The organism is Rhodococcus sp. F64268 (assembly GCF_023015605.1).
In the GTDB taxonomy this organism is placed as follows: domain Bacteria; phylum Actinomycetota; class Actinomycetes; order Mycobacteriales; family Mycobacteriaceae; genus Rhodococcus.
The window spans coordinates 1-21510 of sequence record NZ_JALKAI010000014.1 but is presented as its reverse complement, the minus strand read 5'-3'; the positions used below and the strand labels follow the sequence as shown (position 1 = coordinate 21510).

The following is a 21510-nucleotide window of genomic DNA, read 5'->3' as shown; positions in this document are numbered from 1 at the left end:
AGAGTCATCCTAAAGGTAACAGCTGAGACCCGTGAATCAGAATGTACTTCGACCACCGATCTCGTACCAAAACCCCAGAACAAAGTGTATTGACAAACACAATCGCGACCTCCAAAGTTAATGCTGATTCTTCCGATTGACTCTGGAAGAGCGGGTACGTGGGGGCGTAGTGGCGCGTCCCGCGCCGATTCGAGGAGGACTCTTGAGGACCCGATTCACCGAGGCGTTCGGGGTCGAGCACCCCATCGTTCAGGGCGGCATGATGTGGGTCGGCCGTGCCGAGCTGGTCGCAGCAGTGGCCGACGCAGGTGCGCTGGGATTCATCACAGCGCTCACGCAACCCACTCCGGAAGACCTGGTTCGCGAGATCGCACGGTGCCGGGAGATGACCGACAAACCGTTCGGAGTCAACCTCACCATCCTGCCGTCGATCACACCGCCGCCGTACGAGGAGTACCGCGCCGCGATCATCGAGTCGGGCGTCAAGATCGTCGAGACCGCCGGCTCCAACCCGGTCGATCACCTGCCGTTCTTCAAGGATGCGGGAATCAAGGTCATCCACAAGTGCACGAGCGTTCGGCATGCCCTCAAAGCTGAGCGTGTGGGCGTCGACGCTGTGAGCATCGACGGCTTCGAGTGTGCCGGGCACCCCGGCGAGGACGACGTCCCCGGTCTGGTTCTCATCCCCGCCGCAACCCGCCGACTCAGGATTCCGGTGATCGCGTCGGGCGGCATCGCCGACTCGAGAGGCCTCGTCGCCGCGCTCGCCCTCGGCGCCGACGGCGTGAACATGGGCACCCGTTTCATGTGCACAGTCGAGTCCCCTGTGGCACAGCAGGTCAAAGAACAGATCGTGGCGAACACCGAGCTCGACACGAAGCTGATCTTCCGTACGCTCCGCAACACAGCACGTGTCGCGGCGAACGCGGTCAGCAAGGAGGTAGTCGAGATCGAATCCCGCGGCGCAGAATTCGCCGACATCGCGCACCTCGTCGCAGGCGCTCGTGGTCGCACCGTCTTCGAAGAGGGCGATGTCGATGCCGGTATCTGGACATCGGGCCAGAGTCAGGGGCTGATCGACGACATTCCGAGGGTAGCCGCGCTCGTCGAGAGGATGGTCTCCGAGGCCGAGGCGCTCATCACCGGGCGTCTGAACGGCATCGTTGCGGCCGAGGCAGGGGTACGAGCATGACCGAGACGGCGGAAGGCATCACCGTGGAAGGTCTTCGTTCACACCTGGAGGGCGGAATTCTCCGGATCACGATAAACCGCCCGAAGCGGATGAACGCGCTCGATCTCGGGACGATGGGCGCACTGCGTGACGCGGTGGCAGCGGCCGGAACGGACGAGCGCGTCCGGACCATCGTTCTCACGGGTGAGGGCACCGCGTTCTGTACCGGGGCCGACCTTGCGGCTGCGGGGGCGAACCCGACCGACCCGAATGTCGTCATGGACACCGCGAACTCGTTGATTCGCGCGATCGTCGAATCGCCCGTGCCCGTCGTTGCGGCGGTCAACGGGCCCGCCGCCGGTGTCGGTGTGTCGATCGCCGTGGCGGCCGATCTCACCTACGCAGCCGAAAGTGCTTACTTTCTCCTGGCTTTCGTCAACATCGGACTGATGCCCGATGGTGGATCGAGCATGCTGATCCCCGCGGCCATCGGCCGGGCCCGTGCGGCCGAGATGGCGCTGCTCGGCGAACGTGTGTCGGCGGCCGACGCCGCCCACTACGGTCTCGTGGCCCGCACCCTGCCGGACGGCGAACTCACCGCGCATGTCGATGCAGTGGCGGCTCGCACTGCACGAGGTCCTCGCCGCGCTCTCGCGCTCACCAAGCAGGCACTCAACAATGCGACTCTTCCCGCTCTCGATGATGCGCTGGCGCTCGAGAAGACCGGCCAGGTCGAACTGCTCGCCTCCGCCGATTTCGCCGAGGGTGCAATGGCCGTGCTGCAGAAGCGGCGGCCCGATTTCGGCTAGAGTCCGCGTGTACATGTGAACCCCGGGTGCGGGTGGCGGATGCGGTTTCGTCACCCGCCCTCCGGGGCCTCCAACAGCTGTTCATGCACTATTTCTCAGGCATCCTGCCGAAGGATGCACCGCGTGTCCGTTGATCGGATTTCTCATCGAATCCGATGTGAATTTCGATTAACAAATGTCTGGTCACGATCGGAATTTGCATGTAGGGTGCATCACACCGGATGCCGGTATTTGCCGCGCCCCTTCGTCCTGAAGCTTTCCTGTCTCGAGAGGACCGTCGATGGTTTCCCCTTCTGTCTCGGATGCGCACCGCTACCGCAGCAACAACTGGAACAACCAGGTCGCGCGTCACGCCCTGATGACACCTGATCGCACCGCGTTCCGGTTCCTCGGAGAGTCGATCACGTGGTCGCAGCTGGACGAGCGCGTCGAGAAGCTTGCGGATGCGCTGTCGCGTCGCGGCATCGGCTTCGGCGATCGCATCATCGTCCTGATGCTCAACCGACCCGAGTACATCGAGATCGTGCTCGCGGCCAACGCAATCGGAGCGATCGCCGTGCCGGTGAACTTCCGTCTCACCGCATCCGAAGTTGCGTTCCTGGTGGCCGATTCGGGCGCGAAGGCGATTGTTGCCGAGGGCCCGCTCGTGCCGCTCGCTGCTGCCGCCCGCGCGCAGTCCGAAGGCATCGACCTGGCGATCACGATCGGTGCGGAGCCCGAGGGCGACGCAGTATCGTACGACGCCCTCGTGGCCGAAGAAGGCGACCCGCACCCGCAGGTCGATATCCCGAACGACACCCCGGCGCTGATCATGTACACCTCGGGCACCACCGGTCGCCCGAAGGGGGCAGTGCTCACCCACTCCAACATGGAAGCCCAAGCGCTCACCTGCATCAGGGCCTTCCAGCAGTTCGACGAGACGGGCATCGGCTTCTGTGCTTCGCCGATGTTCCACATCGCTGCGCTCGGATCGATCGCACCGAGCCTGATGCTCGGCACCACCACCGTGATCCACCCCGTCGGCGCATTCGATCCGGGTGCGCTGCTCGACGTGCTCGAGGCCGAGCAGGTCACCAGCTTGTTCCTCGTGCCGGTGCAGTGGCAGGCCGTGTGTGCTGCGCAGCAAGCGAATCCGCGTAAGCTCGCCCTGCGCAACATCTCTTGGGGCGCTGCCCCGAGCTCGGACACCATCCTGCGCGCCATGGCCGAGACCTTCCCGGATGCGTTCAACGTCGCGGTGTTCGGCCAGACCGAGATGTCGCCGATCACGTGCGTGCTCGATGGCGCGGATGCGATCCGCAAGCTCGGCTCGGTCGGGCGCGTCATCCCGACCATCCAGGCACGAGTGGTCGACACCGAGATGAACGATGTCGCTCCCGGTGAGGTCGGTGAGATCGTCTACCGCGGTCCGACCATGATGCGCGACTACTGGAACAACCCGGCGGCCACGTCGGAGGCATTCCACGGCGGATGGTTCCACTCCGGAGACCTCGTGCGCATCGACGACGAAGGCTTCGTCTACGTCGTGGACCGCAAGAAGGACATGATCATCTCCGGTGGTGAGAACATCTACTGCGCAGAGGTCGAGAACGTCCTGTTCGGACATCCCGCAATTCTCGAGGCGGCTGTCATCGGTCGTCCCGACGCGAAGTGGGGTGAAGTACCCGTCGCGGTCATTGCGCCGAAGCCCGGCAACGACGACCTCACCCTCGAAGTCCTGCAGCCGTACTTCGACGAGCATCTCGCGCGTTACAAGCATCCGAAGGACATCGTGATCGTGGACGCACTGCCGCGCAACGCGAGTGGCAAGGTCGTCAAGGGCGAACTGCGCGGCGGGCTGTCCGCCGTCACGCAGGGCTGAACTCCTGAAGTCCGTTCCGCAACACTGCAGGACGGCATGCGGAGGGGATGGACCAGGCGCCGGCCGTCGATGCCCGGCATATGAACAGTAGACACCGAGGGGGGGGGTGGGGAACGTGGCATTCGAGCTTCCGAAGGCGAAAGGCCCTGCGCACGACCTGGCTATCCAGGTCGGTGCGTTGGTCGGCTTTTCGCTCGAGACGCTCGTCGCGGCGTTCCGTGTAGTCGCCCAGCGGAAACTGTCTCTGGGGGAGACATTTACGCAGGCACTGTTCATCGCGAGGGTATGTAGCGGACCTTCACTTCTGCTCATGCTGCCGATCGGCGTGCTCATCGCCGTGTCGGTGGGATCCCTCGCCGGGCAACTCGGCGCCGGCGCCTATTCAGGCGCGATCGTATCGTTCGTCGTCGTGGGGCAGGCGGCGGCGCTGGTGTGCGCGCTGATGCTCGCCGGGGTCGGTGGTTCTGCAATCTGCGCCGACCTCGGTTCGCGCACCATTCGCGAGGAGATCGATGCGATGGAGGTCCTCGGCCTCAACGTGATCGACCGGCTTGTGGTCCCCCGCCTCATCGCATCGGTGCTCGTGTCGATCGTCCTGTGCGCGCTCGTCACCGTCGTCGGTATCGGCGCCTGCTATCTGTACGAGATCTATCTCAACGACGGGTCCGGCGGAGCATTCCTCCGTACCCTGTCCGAGTACGGACGCCTGTCGGACTTCGTCATGGCCATGGTCAAGTCGGCCTGTTTCGGTGTCACGTCGGCTCTCATCGCGTCGTTCAAGGGACTTCATGCCAAAGGCGGTCCGAGTGGTGTTGCCGATGCAGTCAACGAAGGCGTGGTGCTCGCCTTCATCATGGTGTTCGTCGTCAATACCGTTCTGTCCCAGATGTACACGGTGATGGTACCGGCAGTGGGTACGTACTGATGATCTCGTATTCCACCGCGGCACGAGCGCGGTCGGCGGTGGGGCGTCCGTTCACCGCAGTGGTCGACGGATGTGCCGAAGTCGGCCGCCACGTCGTGTTCGCTTTCCGTGCTGTCGCCGGTATTCCCACGGCGCTGCACCGGTACTTCTCGCACGTCCTGCGTCACATCGGGGAAGTCAGCTTCGGCTACGCGTCGCTGCTCGCCGGTGGTGGCACGATAGGCATCGTGCTCGCGATGTCCGCGGTTGCCGCCATGATGGTGGGGGTCGAAACCCAGCGAGGGCTCGAACTCATCGGTATGACGTCGCTGTCGGGGATGCTCTCGGCGATCGCCAACACCCGCGAACTCGCTCCGGTTGTCGCGTCGATCGCGTTGGCCGCCAAGGTCGGTACCGGGTTCACCGCACAGCTCGGGGCGATGCGGATCTCCGACGAAATCGATGCACTCGACGCGATGGCCGTGCGATCGGTGCCCTTCCTTGCGAGCACGCGTCTCATCGCCGCTGCGGTATGTGTCATCCCGATCTACATGGTGGGCCTGCTCGGATCGTACGTCGCGACCCGACTCGTCGTCATGAACTTCCAGGGGAACTCGGCGGGAACCTACGACTACTACTTCCACCTCGCATTGTCCCCGTCCGACCTGTGGTACTCACTCACCAAGGCCGTGGTGTTCGCGATGATCGTCGCGATCGTCCACTGCTCCTACGGGTTCTATGCGTCCGGCGGACCCGAAGGCGTCGGCCGCGCTGCCGGGCGGGCACTGCGCACGAGCATCCTCGCAATCGGTGTCACCGATGTGGTTCTCACCTTTGCATTGTGGGGCTTGGTCCCGACGATTCCGGGGGTCGGGCTGTCGTGACAAGCACTGCCACCATCGAACGGTCGAGAACCGGAAGCACAGTCGCAAGGCAACGCAGGAACCGGACGGGAGGGCCGGGAAGGGGCGCGCTCGCCGTGATCGGTGCGATCGCGTCCGTCGTCCTGATCATCATCGGCGGCCTGCTCGTGGCGTCGGGCGCAGGTGTTCTCTCGCGTGATCCGCAGGTCAACGCGACAGTTCCGGCCGAAGCCGGCCTGATCCAGGGGGCCGCGGGTGTGCAGTACCAGGGGGTGCACGTCGGGTCCGTCATCGGAATCGACGCAGGTGTCGCAAGCTCTCGCCTCACCATGCAACTGGGCGAGGACGGGATCGCCGAGATTCCCGCGTCCGTGGTAGCACGGATCGTGCCGCGCACGCTGTTCGGCGACGTGTTCATCGAGCTCGTCCCGCCGGAGAATCCGGAGATCGGCCCGCGGCTGTCGGACGGCGCCGAGGTCGTCTTCGACACGTCGGATGAGGCCGTGCAACTCGCCGATCTCTACTATCGTGCCGCCGACATGCTCGAACAGTTGCGTCCCGAACAATTGTCCATCGCACTCGATGCGGTGAGCCAAGCCCTGGAGGGGCGTGGAGAAGCGCTGGGTGTCACGATCGATCGGATGGCCGCGCTCACGGAAGACCTCGGTCCGCTCGTCGACACCGGTATCGCGGCGGCGCCGCAGATGGCGGCCGTGGCGGAGTCGATGTCTGCCGCCACCGACGACGTCATCTCTGTGATGCAGAATGCCTCGGAACTGTCACGAATCGCGCTCGAACACGAGGACGGAATTGCCCGCCTCCTGTCCGGCGGCGCCGCGCTCGGAACGCAGGGAGCCGACCTGCTCTCCGCGAACACCGACAACATGATCGCAGTCGTGCGTAACGGAGCGCCGGTCGTCGGCGCCTTCGCAGGCAACACGGAGGGACTCGACGCGACGTTGAAGAACGTGGGAATCTTCGGTGAAGCGGGCGCACGAGTATTCTCCACAGGCCGGTTCAACATCACCGCCATCGCCGACTTCGCTGATCCCATGCCGTACACCAGTGCGGATTGCCCGCGGTACCCCGGCATGGAAGGCTCGAACTGCGGCGACCCGGTGCAGACTTCCGCAACCAGCCGCAGACAGGTCGTGTCGGGCGTTGCAGAGAGCGCGCCGCTCGGGTTTCTCGAACAGATCTCTGCCGGTATCGACCCGGCCGATCCTGCAGCACTACTGCATGATCCATCCACCGCGGCTTCGGTCCTGCTCGGCCCGTTGGTCCGAGGAGCGGCGGTGAGTATCCCGTGAGATCGAATATCGGCCCGGGAATCCAGCTCGCCGGGTTCTGCCTGGTAGGGGTCCTTGCAGCGGTCCTGGTCGGCAACACCCTGGAACGCCCCATCGTCGGATCCACCACCGACTACTCCGCGGAATTCACCGATGTCGAAGGTCTCACCCCGGGCAGCGACGTCACCCTCGCCGGGGTCCGCATCGGCCAGGTGTCCGATGTGAGATTCGAACCGCAGGACGACGGTACATCCCGTGCTGCAATCGACTTCGAAATCGAGGCCGGACACGAGCTCACTACCGACGTGCTCGCCGACATCAACTACGGCGACATGATCGGAGTCAAGTACGTCGCCCTGAGCCTGCCCGATGACACGGCCGGTCAGGTGCTCGAACCCGGCTCGACGATCCCGATCGAGCAGACCACCCCTCCCGTCGACCTCACCGCCCTGCTCAACGGATTCAAGCCGCTCTTCGAAGCGCTCGACCCGGCGCAGATGAATTCCCTTGCCGCCTCGGTCGTCGACGCCTTCCAAGGACAGGGCGCGACCCTCGAATCACTGCTTCTGCACGTGGCTTCCGTCAGCACGGACATCGTCGAGCAGGAACAGGTGTTGAACGACGTCATCGTGAACCTCGAACAACTCGTCACTGTCGTCGACCGGCGAAGCGACGAAATATCACAACTCATCTCGGGCATGGATGTGGTGGGGCAGGCGCTCGCCGGCGACACCGATCAGCTCGCCACCCTCATCGATCGCGGTTCCGCTGCGGTGCGGTCCACCGCGGTGCTGATGGCCGGCGCGATGGCACCGCTCGATACCACCGTCACCGACCTACGAGCCATGACCGATGCCTGGGTTCCACAGACAGACGAGTTCAACCGCTCGATGGCGTTGCTGCCCGAACTCGGTCACAAGATCAACAGGATCGGCGACTACGGCGGCTGGCTCAACCTCTACATGTGCAATTTCACGATCGAATCGAACGACTTCGAGACCAACATCTTCGGGTCGACCTATTCGGAGGTGTGCCGATGAGTCTCGGGCGCACACTTCGCGACACCTTCGCCGCGATCTTCTCCGGTAGACACGACCGGAATGCGAACCCGATCGTGCTGGGTATCGCAGGTATGGCGTTGGTAGCGGTGCTCATGCTGGCGGCATTGGCAGCCCCGACGGTGGTGTACTGGTTGCGCACGGACTCGTACACGGCCGAACTCGCGAACGCTGCAGGACTCGAGCCGAATGATCCTGTGTATGTGGCGGGAGTTCCGGCCGGACGGGTGGAGTCGATGGAGTTGTCCGGTGATCGCTTGATCGTCGGTTTCCGAATCGACCGGTCGCAGACACTCGGCGACCGGACGAGCGCCGAGGTCAAACTGAAGACCGTTCTCGGGAAGGTGTATCTCTCGGTGCAGCCTGCCGGAGCAGGTGAGCTCGATGACGGTCTGATTCCCCTGGACCGCACCGGTGTTCCATACAGTCTCGACGAGCTCGCCACCGATGCCGAGCGTGTGGCCGACGGCCTCGACGTCGAAGGACTCGAGGCGATGATGCAGACTCTCGCCGACACCATGCCATCCGATTCAGAGCAGATCTCCTCAGCGCTCGCGGGGGTGGAAGCGACCTCGCAGATGCTGGTGCGCAACGACGCTCGCATCACTTCCCTGTTGCAGGCATCGAAATCGCTCACGTCGATCGTCACCGATCAGAGCGAAGATGTCGCCGCGCTCGTGGAGAACTCTACCGCGGTGGTGAACATCCTCACCGCGAGGAAAAACGCGCTCTTCCAGTTGGTCGAGGATCTTCGAACGCTCACAGAGTCGGCCGAGACGTTCCTGACCGACAACTCCGACGACCTGAACGCCCTCGTCGGGAACATGCGTTCGGTGACCGACACGCTTGCGGCGAACGCCGATAACATCGACCGCATCCTCCTCGAATTCCCGTCCGCTCTACGCGCGGCCACCAATGCGTCGGGTAACGGGACGTGGGTCGACGTGCACGCACCCGCAGGTCCCATACCCGACAATTTCCTGTGCGCCATCGCAGTGATGGAGGGCTGCAAGTGAATCCGACTGCGAAGACATGGCTGATTCGCGGAGTCGCGATCGTTGCGGTGCTGGCGTTGTGCGCCGCCGGAGTCTGGTACGTGGTGGGCCCGGACCGGACCCGCACCGTCACTGCGCAGTTCGCCACCGTGAGCGGAATCTACCCCGGGAGCAACGTTGCGGTGCTGGGCCTGCCCGTCGGTACCGTCGAAGAGGTCCGTCCCGCCGGGACATACGTCGAAGTGACGATGTCTGTCCCGTCCGATATCGCATTACCTGAGAATGTCACGGCGTTCGTGATGAACCCGTCGGTCATCAGCGACCGGTTCGTCGAGCTCGCGCCTGCCTACCGCGGTGGAGCCCAATTGGGCGACGACGGCGTGATTCCCGTCGAACGTAGTCATTCACCCATCAATTGGGACGAGATGCTCGAGAGCATCGACACGCTCGCAGCGGCGATGGGGCCTGAAGGCGGCGATCTCGGTCGCACGCTGGAAGTGTCCGCCGACGCGACGGAGGGCCTCGGTGAGCAGATGAACCGTGCCATCGTCGCGCTGGGGCAGGCGACCTCGGTGGTCGGAGCAAAGTCCGAGGACATCGGCGGACTGATCGATGATCTCGGGGTGGCTGTGCGCGCGGTGAACTCTCGTGAGGGATCACTCACCGAACTGGTCGACGGTGTCGCCGAACTCGGGGAGGAGCTGCAGCGGCAGAACCTCGATGTGTCGGCACCGATCTCCCAGCTGAGCACGATCCTCGATCAGCTCGACACCCTCCTCACCGAGCGCGGAGGTGACGTCGAACAGGTCATGGCGAATGCCCGTGTCCTCACCGACACCTTTGCCGCGAACGAGGTGGGGCTCGCGGAGCTGTTCGACGTCCTGCCCCTGGCAATGCAGAACATCGACCAGGCGATCGGGGAGAACGGACGTGGCCGGATCCGTCTGAACATCTCGACTCAGATCAGTCAATTCCCTCGCGCGCAGGAGTTGTGCGCTCGCGAACGCCTGCCGCTGTGTACCGGCGCAGGTTTCACCAATCCGATCACCGTGCCGTTCGACCTGTCCGATCCGTATGAGGACCTTGTTCCCGAGTCGCTGGATCGCGCTCTGGGAGAGGGAGGTCCGCGATGACACGGCGGAGCAGGATCGTATTCGTCGCCCTCGCTGTGGTGGTCGGGCTGCTGACGTCGGGTTGTGGCCTGAGCTTCCAGAGTTTGCCGATGGGTCGTACCGGGCCAGGATCCACATTCATCGTGACCGCGGTCTTCGAGAGCGCCGACCGTGTCGATCTCGGTGCGGAGGTCCGGGCCGGGCAGGCCATCGTGGGTCGCGTGTACTCGATGTCCACCGACGGCAAGCAGGCGTTCGTCGAGCTGAGCATGGACGAGTCCGTGGATCTCCCGGCGAACGTCGGTGCGTCGGTTCGTCTGCCCTCGGCTTTGGGCAGCCCGTACATCCAGATCGACCTGCCTGAAGAGGCATCGAAGGAACTGCTCGCCGAAGGAGACACCATCACCCGGACCGAGCTCGGACCTGACATCGAGAGCACTTTCGCGATGCTCGGCAATGTCGTCAACGGCAGCGGGCTGGACCAACTCAGCACCATCACTACCGAGCTCGATGCTGCTTTCGGAGGCCGCGGGGCGTCGATCCGTACGATGCTCACGAAGCTCGACTCCACGATGGCGCTGGCCGACGAGAACACCGAGTATCTCGACCGGACTCTCGCGGCCGTCGATTCGGTGACCGCGCGGCTCGCGCAGCAGCAGGAGCTGATAGACAACGGGATCGCCGACAGTACGGCTCTGATGGGGCTCCTTGCCGCGCAGCAACAGGACCTCCGAACATTGGTGTCGAGCACGGCAACAGCGGTGTCGTCGATCGATACGGTGATGGCCGAAGACGCCACGATCGGTACCGCGGTCGACGACCTCGCAGAGATCACTGCGGGAATCCGTGACTTCAACGCCACGGTGGGGTCGATGCTCGTCAACGTCAACGGTTTCATCGCCGGCTTCAACTCGGCGGTGCGGGGCGACTATCTGCTCTTCGACGGTGCCTTCGACATCCCTGCCGCGATCGATCTGCTCGTCACCGGTGGTTTGCCGCCCGGCGCAGAGACCGACGCATCGCAGCCCGTCGACATCGCGTCGGACCTCGCCGACCTGCTGCAAGGTGGACTCCGATGACCCGCCCCGTTCTCGTTCAGCTGGTGGCGTTCGTGCTGGTCGGCATCTTCGCGACCGTGTTCGGCGTCCGTTATGTGCTCGGACCGCAGAGTCTCGGCGGCGCCGTCGAGCTGACAGCGACGCTGGCCGATGCACGCAGTATCGGGCCGGGCACCTCGGTCACCTATCGCGGTGTCGCGGTGGGAACGGTCGAGTCGGTCACGATCAATTCCGGCGGTGTCGGGTCCACAGCGGAACTCGCGCTCGATCCTGGAACACAGATCCCTGTCGGTAGCGTGGGCCGGGTGTCCACTGCGACGGCCATCGGCATCCTTGCGCTGGACATCGAGCCCGAGACCGCCGACGGACCGTATCTGCGCAGCGGCGACACACTCCGGGTGCCGGAGGAGATGCAGGGCATGCGTCTCGATGAACTGCTGCTGCACATGACCGAGCTCGTCGAGAGCATCGACGCCGATTCGATCGTGTCGCTGGGCGATACATGGAGCACTGCACTCCGCGACACCGGACCGGAACTCCAGGCACTGCTCGAGAACGCCGACTCCCTGTCCGCAATGGTTGCCGAACGCGCCCCGACCATTGCGACACTGCTCGACGAAGGCCTCGGACTGATCGACTCTCTCGCGCGTAACTCGGAGAGCTTCCCCGGTTCGATGCGTGCCTTCCGCGACGTGTCGGACCAGCTCGTCGGGAGTAGAGAATCGCTGGTGTACCTGCTCGACCGTTCACCCGATGCGCTTGCACGTACCGAAGAATTGTTCGCCGGTACGAAGGACAACTTCGGTGTGCTCATGACCAATCTCGTCACGATCGGAGAGGTGGCAGGTCCGCGTGCGCCTGCGGCCTCTGCGCTCCTCGATGCAATGCCCGCGACGCTCGCCGACCTCTCGGGCATCGTCGACGGCGACCGCGCCGACTTCTCTCTGGTCGGGACGCAGGGACCGGTCTGCGTCTACGACACCCAGCGGATGATGGTCGGTGACGAGAGTCCGCGTGAGCCCAACCACTCCCTGTACTGCCCGCCAGGAGAAGATCTCTCCCAACGCGGCGCACGTGTTGCGCCGAGGCCGAATGATCTGGGATTGCAGGGGCAGACCACTCCGGGCGCCGTGTCCGGGCCGGATATGGCCGACGACCCCCTCCTGATCCCGACGGGCGTCGAGGTCCTGAACTACTGGCAGAAACTCCTGGAAGGACTCGGGAATTGATTGATGAGAAACCGATCGACGTCTCCGTCGCCACCGAGAGCGACGCATCGGAACAGGAGCCCATTCGCCGCTCCGGGAAGGGACGGACGGTAGCCATCGCGTTGATCGTGCTGTTGGCTCTCGCCGCGGGTTTCTTCGGTTTCCGGTGGTGGCAGGCCGAGCAGGCCGAGTCTCTGCGTACCGATGCGGTCGCCGCTGCTCGGGAGTATGCGACCACTTTGGGCACCTACGACTACCAGTCGTTCGACGATTCACTCGCGGCCGTGACTGCGGCCTCCACCGAGGAATTCGCGGCGAAGTACTCGGGTGTCGCGGGTGACCTGCGCGGACTTGTCGAGAACGGCCAGGGCGCGTCGGTCGCGACGGTCTCGCACGCCGGACTCGAGACGCTCGACGGCGACACGGCCACGGTGCTGGTGTTTCTGGATCAGGACGTGAAGAACGTCGTCGTCCCGGAGGGGCGAACCGATGCGACGAGGTTCCTCATCACACTGAAGCGCATCGACGGCAAGTGGATGCTCGACGGCGCCGACGCGAAGTAGCGACCACGAGCCCGCGGCCGGACTGCGCGCAGACCCTGTTGCATCACCTGAGAATGTGACTATCTTGAATCGGAAGGATAGTTTTCTCGATTCAGAATCCCGGTTGGATTCTCAGGTGCGACGAGGCAGGCGATGCGCTTCATCTTCCATTACCCCGAGATCAGCGGTTCCGACGGCGATGTTCTCGACCCGGGCCCGCTGCGCGATGTCGCCGTCGCGGCGGAACGGGCAGGATTCGATGCTCTCTCGTTCAGTGAACATCCGGCACCGGGTGCGAAGTGGCTCGACCGCGGCGGGCATCAGACTCTCGATTCATTCGTCGCGCTCGGCTACGTGGCCGCCGCGACCGAGCGGCTGAGGCTGCTCACCTATCTCGCAGTAGTTCCCTACCGCAATCCGTTCCTGCTCGCGAAGGCAGCGGCCACCTTGGACAAGCTGTCCGGTGGTCGGTTCACCCTCGGCATCGGAACGGGCTATCAGAAACGTGAATTCCATGCGCTCGGCGTGGACTTCGACGAGCGCAACGCACTGTTCGACGAGGCGCTCGATGTGCTCCCGATGCATTGGAGCGGCGAACCGTTCTCGTACCAGGGGCGGCATTTCAGCGCACAGGACATCATCGCCCGACCCCGCCCCGTTCAGGATCCGATTCCGATCTGGATCGGAGGCAACTCCAAACTGACCAGGCGCCGGGTTGCGCAGCGCGCCCAGGGGTGGATGCCGATGTCCGGTGGCGCGACCCTGAGTACAACGGCACGCACCGCAGAACTCGGCCCGGTCGAGCAACTCGGCGGCGATATCGCCGAGCTCCGTGCACAGGCGGTCACCGCAGGCCGCACCGACCACATCGATGTCGTCTATTCGTACAGCAGTGAGATCTCCTCGCCCACTGTCGACGTCGACAGGCATCGCGACGTGCTCGACCGACTGGAGAAGGCCGGAGTCGACTGGGTGCTGGTGTCGTGCCCCATCGAGAGTCTTTCGGCCACCGTCGAATTCCTCGAGTCCTTCGGATCCACCTATATCGGGCGAGGGTGAGCGGTATGGGTTGGTTCGAAGAACGTGCTGGATTGGACGGAACCGTCGCCGTGATCACCGGCGGCGCCGGAGGCCTCGGCACCGCCATCGTGGAGGATCTCTCCGCGAACGGCGTGCGTCCCGCTGTCATCGACCTCGATGACTCTGCGGTGAAGGAGCTACGCGACTCGCTCGACAAGCAGGGCGTCGACTGCATCGTCACGCAGGGCGACGTCCGCGAACCCGACGCGCTGACGGCGCTGTTCGAGCAGGTCGACGAGCGTTGGGGCCGGGTCGACACCCTCGTCAACATCGTCGGAGGCACGTTTCGGGCGCAGTTCGTCGACACCGGCGCGAAGGGGTGGGACGCGATTCTGCGCACCAACCTTTCGCACGTGCTCCACGCGTGTTCGCTCGCAGTGCCCCGGATGCAGGCCGGTGGGCGCGGTGGCAGCATCATCAATCTCACGACAATCGAAGCGCACCGGGCGGCGCCGGGTTTCGCTGTCTACTCGGCGGCGAAGGCGGCTGTCGAGCAGTTCGCGCGAACGCTCTCGATCGAGGTTGCCCCTGACGGCATCCGGGTCAACAATGTGGCGCCCGACTACGTTCCGACTCCCAACCTCGCCAAGCTGGCCTCCCTCGGCGGCGGTGATTCGTCCCTGTCGACTCCCGACGGGCTCCGTGTCGCGATCCCGATGGGCCGGGCAGGACACGTCACCGATGTGTCGAACAGTGTGGTTTTCCTTGCATCGAAGTTGTCGGCATTCATCACCGGGACGACGTTGCACCCGGACGGCGGGACCTTCGCATCGTCAGGTTGGTTCAATTGGCCCGAATCCGGCTGGGCGAACCATGTTCCGTCGCGAATCCTGGCCGGCGCAGGCCCGGCCGACGCAACCGGCGCATAGCTGAAACGGCGGATCAGGCCGAGGTCTTCGTGAGGATCCACGCGCTGCAGCCACCGATCAAGATGCGCGAGGTCCGCTTCGGAGCCGTACGCGGGCACTTTGGATGAGTAACGCGGTGGGATGAATACACGCTCGACGTAGCTTTCTCGCAGGCTGAGTGGCGTCGCGCCGCGAACCTGCCTGACTGGCCGAGATCAGGAGGGCTCCGGACGAGGGTTGATGGTGTCGCTGTCCGAGTACTACGGCTACCCCTGGTCCGAAGCGATACTTCGATGGCCCATCCAGTAGCGTCCGGACGGTTCCGGCAGGAATCCTAGGATCAGGACAACGCCACTGAGACTGAGATCGACCACTGGCCTATTCCAGTCGCAAGCTGAACCGCGGAGAAGCTCGTCGGCGCCGCCGGTCCAACGCCAAGGGATTGAGGTTGCGTAGTGTCTCATTTCCTTGCTTTCAGGACGGTTCACGATTACCGGTCCACCTGTGGTGAAGGCCAGGAAACCGCGTCTCAAAAGTTGAGTCCACAACTGCGTGTCGAAACATTCGTACGGACACAACTTTCGGTACTGTCCGGCGCATGGAGCTGGGCTAGGCGAGGGTGTCGACGACCAAGCAGGACCTCGACCGGCAGATCGATGCTCTCACCGCGGCGGGGGTCGACCCGCAGCGCATCTATGTCGACAAGAAGTCCGGGGCCACCCTCGACCGACCGGGTCTGACGGCGCTGCTCCAGTACGCCCGCGGCGGGGACGTCATCGTTGTTCATACTTTGGACCGGATGGGCCGCACCGTGCGGGACACCTTGAACCTGATCCACGACCTGCACGAACGCGGTGTCGGGGTGCGGAACCTCGCCGATCCGATCCGGATCGACTCGTCGGATCCGGACGATCCGATGGCGCAGCTGGCGGTGGTGCTGTTGGCGTTGTTCGGGCAGATGGAACGCACCTACAGCCTCGAACGGGCCGCCCACGCTCGGGCGGTGGCCACCGCGAAAGGCCGGCGCACCGGCCGCCCGTCAGTGGTGTCCGAATCCCAGATCGCGCACGCGATCCAACTCCGGGACGGCGGCGCCACCGTCGCCGAGATCGTCGCCAAGACCGGGTTGACCCGCTCGACCCTCTACCGGCACCTGCCTGCGCGGCCGGCCCAGCCGGTTACCGCCGCGGATTCGCCGGAGCCCGTGCCTGCTTCATCGGCTGTGACGGTGCCGGAGTCGGCGTCGGCGTCGGCGGATCGGCTCGAGTGCCCAACCTGCGGATACCGGCCGTCGACGCGGCGGGAGATGATCCCGCATCTCGACGACCTCGACACGCTCTGGCTGCACCTCGACCCAGGCGGGCAGGTCCGTGAACGGCGGCACTGCGCCCGCTGTCAGCCCCACGAGCAGGTTGTGGCGGTCACCTGCACGCGCTGCGGGCAGGGGGCGCTGATCAGCGGCATCGAGGGCGGCGGTGCGTTGCCTGCTGCGATTGTGCGGTGGCTCGAAGAGCGGGGCTGGACCGTCGACACGAGTCCGGTGTGCGGCGACCACATCTGACCTGATCGGTCGGCGGGGACGGAGTGGAAAGCGAGGGCTGTCCATCACGGATCGGTCTGCTGCACCCAGAGGGCTTCGGTCGTCCATCCTGACGGGCAGCCTATCTCGGCCTCGGATCGATTCATCTTCGCGAGTCCGGTCCTGATGTGGCGAATGATGTTCGCCGCCCATGTCGATCCCGGGCTGATGCGTTCGAGAAGGTAGGCCAGCACCGCCAACGATGCGTAGACCCGCTTCGTCACGGTCGGTGACGCGGCGTGGTGCAGCTCGGGGACCACCAGCAGATGACGGTAGGACAGTTGGACGTCGATGTTGCGGTTCCACAGCCGCGAGTGGTGTGCGCAGGTGTTCCGAATGTAGTTGAGGTTCTTCATCCAGCTCACCAAGGCGGCACCGTGACCGGCTCCGGAGTTGTCCGTCAGACCGAAGCCGGAGGCGATGTCGTCGCGGTCTTTTTGTTGGAGCCCTTCGTACAGTCGGGACAGGCCCCCGAAGTCGAGGATCTCGGTGACTACCCACACCGGGAGGGGACCACCGTACTTACGAGTGAAGTGTTTGACGAACTCTTCCTTCGACCGAGACTGTTCTTGTGCGACTTTGCGGATCCATTTCGCGTGCGCGCTCTCGAGCCATTCGGCGTGCGCTGGCGGTAGGGACGGACTGCTCACCCCGACGAACTCGGTCTGAGCATGTTCGGGTCGGTGTGAGCGAAGGCGCCGCGGCGACCGAGGGTGTGGCCGACACGCAGTCGCATCGCGACCTCGACGCTTTCGATGGCGTCGAGAACGAGAAGTTTGAGTGTGCGGTCGAAGTCGTAGAGCTCGACGATCTGCTCGAACGAGGTGCCCGGCTGAAAGTCGTCGCCGATGACCGGCGGTGCACCGGCAGCCTGAGTTCGGACGCGATAGGGGTACCAATAGCCGCTCAGGCGGTAGTAGCCGACCGAACCCAGCCACCGTTCAGCCGCGGTGTGGTCCGGTATCGTCATCCCTCGCGATTCCAGCAGTTGGCGCTGCTCGGGGATGGTCTTGAACGGTTTGCCGTAGGTGGAGCGACTCACGGAAACCAGAAAACCAGCCTCCCCCTCGAAAGAGCGGAAGGCTGGCCGTGTTGCTACCCAGTGTAGCGAAGAACGCCGACAAAATGCGCGACGGACATCACAGACCCGCAAACCAGGCCGGGACCGCTATCAGCTCGCTGATCCGCGCATGGGCGAAAGGCCAGGAGATCGCGGTCAGCTCCCGCGGCCGGGTTCCGCGCGATGTCCTCGACCAGTTCGACGCCGCCACACCTGCACCTGAGGCGGCCACACCGTTCGAACGGTCACAGCCGGTGCCCACCATGACGGTGGTGCACTCCCGAAGTGTCCTCTGCACCCCGCCCTCCACCCCCCGAACCGTCGGGCTCGCCCCGGCGACTCCGACGGCATTCTTGGCGAGTCGACGCACCCCGCACCCGACTTTCCTTTCACAGTCCCGGTGTCAGGGAGTGCGTCTGTAGGGGGAGCGTGTCGGTGCCGGCAGGCATCCTCGCCATCATGAGGTCGCGACAGTACAAGTTCCTGACGCAGTATCCGTTCGCCGAGCTACAGCTGCTGGGCTGGCAGCTGACACAGCTTGCACCGCCGAAACGCCGCCCCGGCGCCGCTGATTTCATCCGCAGAGCGATGTTCGCCGACCCGCACGAACGGGTGATGGTCTTCGACGTCGACCGACACGGGCGGATGCGTGATCACGCCACCTACACCTGCGATGACGACTCGAGCTGGATCGCTGAGACCGCGCAGGCAGCGGTGCGGCTGGCCGCCAGCGACCCCGACACCGCCGCGGGTGAGCTGGCCCGGATCGAGGATGTCCGGCAGATCTTTTTCTGATCCGGGTGTCCGTTGCCCGCCCGCGCCGCAGCCGCCGGGGTTATTCGACGTAGGCGCCGGTGCCCGGTGTCCAGATGATCGCGCCGCCGGTGAACGTCTGCCGTAGCCCGTCGGTGCCGTACGGCTGCGCCGCCGACGACGGGAACCCGAGCGGGCTCGCCGCCCCACCGAGACTGTTGTACAGGTCCTTGATCTGATCGCATACCTGGAATGGCGACGGCCAATACGTCTGGCAGTCTGCCGCTGGCTGTAGCGGCGCGGCCGCGGCCACACCACCGCCGGTCAGGCACCTCCGCCGCCAGGGCCGCGGCGGCCACACCGGTGGTCATCCGTCGCTGTCGCAGCATCCTCGACCTCGTCACGCCGTCATGCATCCGCATTACGCTCTCCTGCAAATCAATTCGCGGCCATCCCCCGCAGGGGTGCCCCTCGTCTCCGGGTGGAGACGATCTTGTCTGTCTAGCACCGAATGTCGGGTTCGGTACCCGTTTGCAGAAAAATACAGGTCGAACGGTTTCTGTGACAAAAGTGTTATCTGTTGCGTTTGTGGTTTTTGGGAAACCGTTTACGTTGCAATGAAGCGATGGCGCCACCGCTGTACCTATCGGACTACGAGAAGTAGGTAACAGATGGATTCGCACACCACAGGTGGCTCCGTCATGTCCCGACACAGATGGCTGCGGCGGTCTCTGGTCGCGGGCACGACGGTGTTGATGGTTGCCGCCGGGGGATCGGCAGCCTTCGCCCAGCCGGTCGAGACACCACCGACCGCGCCGGTGACCACGACAACCCCGGCCGCACCGGAGCTGGTGCCAGTCGAGGAACCAGCGGAGACCGCTGTGGTGGATCCGTGCGCGGTGCCCACCACCACACCACCAACCACTACGACCACGACGCCCCCTCCGACCACCACCACGACGCCGCTTGCTGTGCCGGTGGAATGCATCACCGACACGGCGGTGCCCGAACCCGTGGCACCGGAGGTCACCCCGGCGTCCGACACGGTCTCGGCTCCCGCCGCACCCGAGGTTGCGCCGGAGCAGGTGTCGCCGGTCGAGGAGAACCTCGCACCGTTGCCGGCGGAGCTGCTGCCCGCCGCACCGGCCGCCGATCAACCGGTTACCCCGGACGATCCGGAACTCTCGTCCAAGACTGCCGAGCCGGATCTGGATTGGGCGCCGACCCAGAACCCGAAATCCGAGATCGTGCCCGGTCAGATGCGTTCCGATCGGGAGGAGATCCCGGCGCCGTTCACCAAGGAAGACGCCGACAAGGCCGAGATGATGGAGGCGCAGGAACGCTCCGCTCTGTCGCGGATGTCGATTGCGGCGGTGACCTGCCAAACCTATTGGCCGTCGCCGTTCCAGGTGTGCGGGGCGATCCGGGACAAGTACAACTCCCTCGGTGGTCCGGCGAGCTTTCTGACGTTCCCGTCGAGCGGGAACATCGTCAACCCGGATGGGACCGGGGAGCGGGTAACGTTTTTGAATGGGCCGATCTACTGGCACCCCAACACAGGGGCGCACCCGGTGGTCAACAGCTTCCTCAACCGCTGGGGCATCCACGGCTACGAGTCCACCACCGGGATGCTCGGGTATCCGACGACCGATGAGATCGTGCACGCCGATGGGGTGGGGCGTCGTCAGGAGTTCCAGCGCGGCGCGATCTACGTCGCGTTCCAGAATGCGATCGGTTCTGCGATCCGCAACGGCCTGATTCGGGACAAGTGGAACACCGTCGGGGCCGAAACGCCTGGTAGTTTGCTCGGTTATCCGATCCAGGACCCGCTGGATCTGCCGGACGGTCAGGGGCGGATGAGCCGGTTCGAGCGCGGTGTCATCTACTGGCACCCAACCACCGGGGCACACCCCATCACGGGAATGTTCCTATGGCAGTACGAGAATTCCGGATATGAAAATGGGGAACATGGATACCCCACCACTGATGAGACGACCTCTCCAACCGGGGTTAGAAGTCAGGAATTTCAACACAAGAAAATGAGCACCCTAGATTTGAGTTCTGTCTCTGACCCCAACCCGGGGGAATGGGGATATCAATTCCATCCGAATGACACCACGTTTGTCGGACAGGACGAAATCGGAAAGTTTAGCGGGCAAGTAGATTATAGTCAGGCTCCTAGCTACTACCCCATGTCCTGGGGAATGAGGCTCAGCCCGTACGTGGAGTCTGTCGCCGCAGCTGGCGGAGCTACACCTGCGAAATGCGAAGCCTTCCGGAATGAAGATGGAAATTCGACTGATTACCACTACGACAAATACAGTCCAGAGACGATAATTACTGTGGATTATCCTATGCACTCCACCATAAAATTCAATACAATAGGGGCTGCGCAAGAATTGTACGGATACTGTTCTTTCGATGATAAGTGGGGTGGAATATCATTCGTAGACTGGTATTTTGTGTATACAGTGCTCGACTTTGATGCGTGATTCCTATGCATCATGAGAGTGGGATCGACTAATATGGTGGTGAAGTTGATGAGCGTTGGGTCAGTTACATTCTGGAAAAAAACGGACGGGTGGGGTGTGATCGAATCGGAGGACACCCCAGGTGGCTGCTGGGCGCACTTTAGCGTCATCGATATGAAGGGATTTCATGAATTGAGTCCCGGTCAGGAAGTGTACTTCGAATGGGAGCCTTCCACTAATATCGATGGATATAGGTTCAATGCCCTCAAAATACAACCGGCTGGAGGTGAGGATCCCTAGGGCAGTCGCCTAGAAGCTCACAGTGCGGACTTACACAGCTCGGGCACGTCCAGATGTCCATCGTTAAGGTACTCAAGTCGATGGATGGGATCCTCCCTAGTAGATTTTGAGGGGGCTGAGTCAAATGTCGCGGCGGGCCGATGGTCCGCCGCGACATTGGTTCTAGGCAGGAATGCGGGCCACGATCACCGCGTTGCGTTGGGTGAACGATTGGCGGCTGCACTGGATTGAGCACCGAAGCGGGACCTTTTCCACGGCTTCGAACTGCTCTCAAGGGTGTTCGTCCTCACCAAGGTTATGTCATCGGCCCTCGAAGGATTATCTGGGGTGGAACGCAAATGGATTATTCCTGAATTGCATGACAGGGTTCGTGTTTCCGTTGAGGGGGATAAGGTTTCCTTTCTTGATTTCGGGAGTAGTCCCAGGGTCCCGGAAAGGTCGGCGCGTAGCCCTGTGACCTCGGGATTTGTCGCCATGTGAACGGCGTGTCGACTGTGATGGGTGCGACCTACGGGATTGGATGGAAGTTCCTACGCCACCGTCCGATCC

General features: G+C 63.7%; 23 protein-coding genes. 19 read left to right on the top strand and 4 right to left on the bottom strand.

Features of this window, described 5'->3' with window-relative positions; all coding sequences use genetic code 11:
• The first annotated feature begins 202 nt into the window (after positions 1 to 202).
• The 15 genes from MWU77_RS22730 (at position 203) to MWU77_RS25065 (ending at position 16359) form a co-directional block, all read left to right on the top strand.
• Positions 203 to 1192 carry a nitronate monooxygenase family protein gene (locus MWU77_RS22730; RefSeq protein ID WP_169690705.1) on the top strand — a complete coding sequence of 330 codons (990 nt, stop codon included), beginning with the start codon at positions 203 to 205 and terminating at the stop codon, positions 1190 to 1192.
• On the top strand, positions 1189 to 1980 hold the full coding sequence (locus MWU77_RS22725) for an enoyl-CoA hydratase (RefSeq protein ID WP_247274836.1): 792 nt from the start codon (positions 1189 to 1191) through the stop codon (positions 1978 to 1980). Before MWU77_RS22730 ends, MWU77_RS22725 begins: the two co-directional genes overlap by 4 nt.
• 280 nt (positions 1981 to 2260) lie before the next feature.
• Positions 2261 to 3841, top strand: coding sequence for a fatty-acid--CoA ligase FadD5 (gene fadD5 / locus MWU77_RS22720; RefSeq protein WP_169690703.1), 1581 nt, complete (start codon positions 2261 to 2263; stop codon positions 3839 to 3841).
• Between the two features lie 115 nt (positions 3842 to 3956).
• Positions 3957 to 4766, top strand: a complete 810-nt coding sequence (locus tag MWU77_RS22715) for an ABC transporter permease (RefSeq protein WP_247274835.1) — start codon at positions 3957 to 3959, stop codon at positions 4764 to 4766.
• Positions 4766 to 5629, top strand: coding sequence for an ABC transporter permease (locus tag MWU77_RS22710; protein WP_247274834.1), 864 nt, complete (start codon positions 4766 to 4768; stop codon positions 5627 to 5629). Before MWU77_RS22715 ends, MWU77_RS22710 begins: the two co-directional genes overlap by 1 nt.
• Before the next feature lie 95 nt (positions 5630 to 5724).
• Positions 5725 to 6918, top strand: a complete 1194-nt coding sequence (locus MWU77_RS22705) for an MCE family protein (protein ID WP_247274833.1) — start codon at positions 5725 to 5727, stop codon at positions 6916 to 6918.
• Positions 6915 to 7937 carry an MlaD family protein gene (locus MWU77_RS22700; protein ID WP_169690700.1) on the top strand — a complete coding sequence of 341 codons (1023 nt, stop codon included), beginning with the start codon at positions 6915 to 6917 and terminating at the stop codon, positions 7935 to 7937. Before MWU77_RS22705 ends, MWU77_RS22700 begins: the two co-directional genes overlap by 4 nt.
• Positions 7934 to 8971: an MCE family protein gene (locus MWU77_RS22695; RefSeq protein ID WP_169690699.1), complete on the top strand. Its 1038-nt coding sequence runs from the start codon at positions 7934 to 7936 to the stop codon at positions 8969 to 8971. The genes MWU77_RS22700 and MWU77_RS22695 overlap by 4 nt, the downstream gene beginning before the upstream one ends.
• A complete protein-coding gene (locus MWU77_RS22690) occupies positions 8968 to 10083 on the top strand; it encodes an MCE family protein (protein ID WP_247274832.1) in 1116 nt (371 codons plus the stop codon). Before MWU77_RS22695 ends, MWU77_RS22690 begins: the two co-directional genes overlap by 4 nt.
• Positions 10080 to 11141, top strand: coding sequence for an MCE family protein (locus MWU77_RS22685; RefSeq protein ID WP_169690697.1), 1062 nt, complete (start codon positions 10080 to 10082; stop codon positions 11139 to 11141). Before MWU77_RS22690 ends, MWU77_RS22685 begins: the two co-directional genes overlap by 4 nt.
• Complete coding sequence (locus MWU77_RS22680) at positions 11138 to 12349, top strand: MlaD family protein (protein WP_169690696.1); 1212 nt, start codon at positions 11138 to 11140, stop codon at positions 12347 to 12349. Before MWU77_RS22685 ends, MWU77_RS22680 begins: the two co-directional genes overlap by 4 nt.
• A complete protein-coding gene (locus MWU77_RS22675; RefSeq protein ID WP_247274831.1) occupies positions 12346 to 12891 on the top strand; it encodes a hypothetical protein in 546 nt (181 codons plus the stop codon). Before MWU77_RS22680 ends, MWU77_RS22675 begins: the two co-directional genes overlap by 4 nt.
• 132 nt (positions 12892 to 13023) lie before the next feature.
• Entirely contained in the window at positions 13024 to 13929 is a 906-nt protein-coding gene (locus MWU77_RS22670; protein ID WP_169690695.1) for an LLM class F420-dependent oxidoreductase, read from the top strand.
• Positions 13930 to 13934: 5 nt separating this feature from the next.
• Positions 13935 to 14819, top strand: a complete 885-nt coding sequence (locus MWU77_RS22665) for an SDR family NAD(P)-dependent oxidoreductase (protein ID WP_169690694.1) — start codon at positions 13935 to 13937, stop codon at positions 14817 to 14819.
• A gap of 598 nt (positions 14820 to 15417) precedes the next feature.
• The gene (locus tag MWU77_RS25065) at positions 15418 to 16359 is read left to right on the top strand and encodes a recombinase family protein (RefSeq protein ID WP_247274830.1); all 942 of its coding nucleotides are present in this window, start codon (positions 15418 to 15420) and stop codon (positions 16357 to 16359) included.
• A gap of 44 nt (positions 16360 to 16403) precedes the next feature.
• Here the strand turns inward: MWU77_RS25065 and MWU77_RS24850 are convergent, their stop codons facing one another.
• Both MWU77_RS24850 and MWU77_RS24845 read right to left on the bottom strand, forming a co-directional pair.
• Positions 16404 to 17027: an Abi family protein gene (locus MWU77_RS24850; RefSeq protein WP_308198854.1), complete on the bottom strand. Its 624-nt coding sequence runs from the start codon at positions 17025 to 17027 to the stop codon at positions 16404 to 16406.
• Entirely contained in the window at positions 17024 to 17419 is a 396-nt protein-coding gene (locus MWU77_RS24845) for an Abi family protein (protein ID WP_308198853.1), read from the bottom strand. The genes MWU77_RS24850 and MWU77_RS24845 overlap by 4 nt, the downstream gene beginning before the upstream one ends.
• Positions 17420 to 17502: 83 nt before the next feature.
• Here MWU77_RS24845 and MWU77_RS25170 point away from each other — a divergent pair, with 83 nt between their 5' ends.
• Both MWU77_RS25170 and MWU77_RS22650 read left to right on the top strand, forming a co-directional pair.
• The gene (locus MWU77_RS25170) at positions 17503 to 17859 is read left to right on the top strand and encodes a histone-like nucleoid-structuring protein Lsr2 (RefSeq protein ID WP_374229960.1); all 357 of its coding nucleotides are present in this window, start codon (positions 17503 to 17505) and stop codon (positions 17857 to 17859) included.
• 37 nt (positions 17860 to 17896) lie between these two features.
• Entirely contained in the window at positions 17897 to 18232 is a 336-nt protein-coding gene (locus tag MWU77_RS22650; protein ID WP_247274829.1) for a hypothetical protein, read from the top strand.
• Between the two features lie 40 nt (positions 18233 to 18272).
• On the opposite strand, the gene MWU77_RS25060 is transcribed toward MWU77_RS22650, so the two are convergent.
• Both MWU77_RS25060 and MWU77_RS22640 read right to left on the bottom strand, forming a co-directional pair.
• Entirely contained in the window at positions 18273 to 18503 is a 231-nt protein-coding gene (locus tag MWU77_RS25060) for an LGFP repeat-containing protein (RefSeq protein WP_247274828.1), read from the bottom strand.
• A 330-nt stretch (positions 18504 to 18833) separates the two neighbouring features.
• The gene (locus MWU77_RS22640) at positions 18834 to 19235 is read right to left on the bottom strand and encodes a hypothetical protein (protein WP_247274827.1); all 402 of its coding nucleotides are present in this window, start codon (positions 19233 to 19235) and stop codon (positions 18834 to 18836) included.
• On the opposite strand from MWU77_RS22640, the gene MWU77_RS22635 reads away from it, so the two are divergent.
• On the top strand, positions 19204 to 20682 hold the full coding sequence (locus MWU77_RS22635; protein ID WP_247274826.1) for an LGFP repeat-containing protein: 1479 nt from the start codon (positions 19204 to 19206) through the stop codon (positions 20680 to 20682). The two genes, MWU77_RS22640 and MWU77_RS22635, sit on opposite strands and share 32 nt — an antisense overlap.
• A 12-nt stretch (positions 20683 to 20694) precedes the next feature.
• Positions 20695 to 20961 (top strand): cold shock domain-containing protein, encoded by a 267-nt coding sequence (locus MWU77_RS22630; protein WP_308198852.1) that lies wholly within the window; start codon positions 20695 to 20697, stop codon positions 20959 to 20961.
• Positions 20962 to 21510 lie beyond the last annotated feature (549 nt).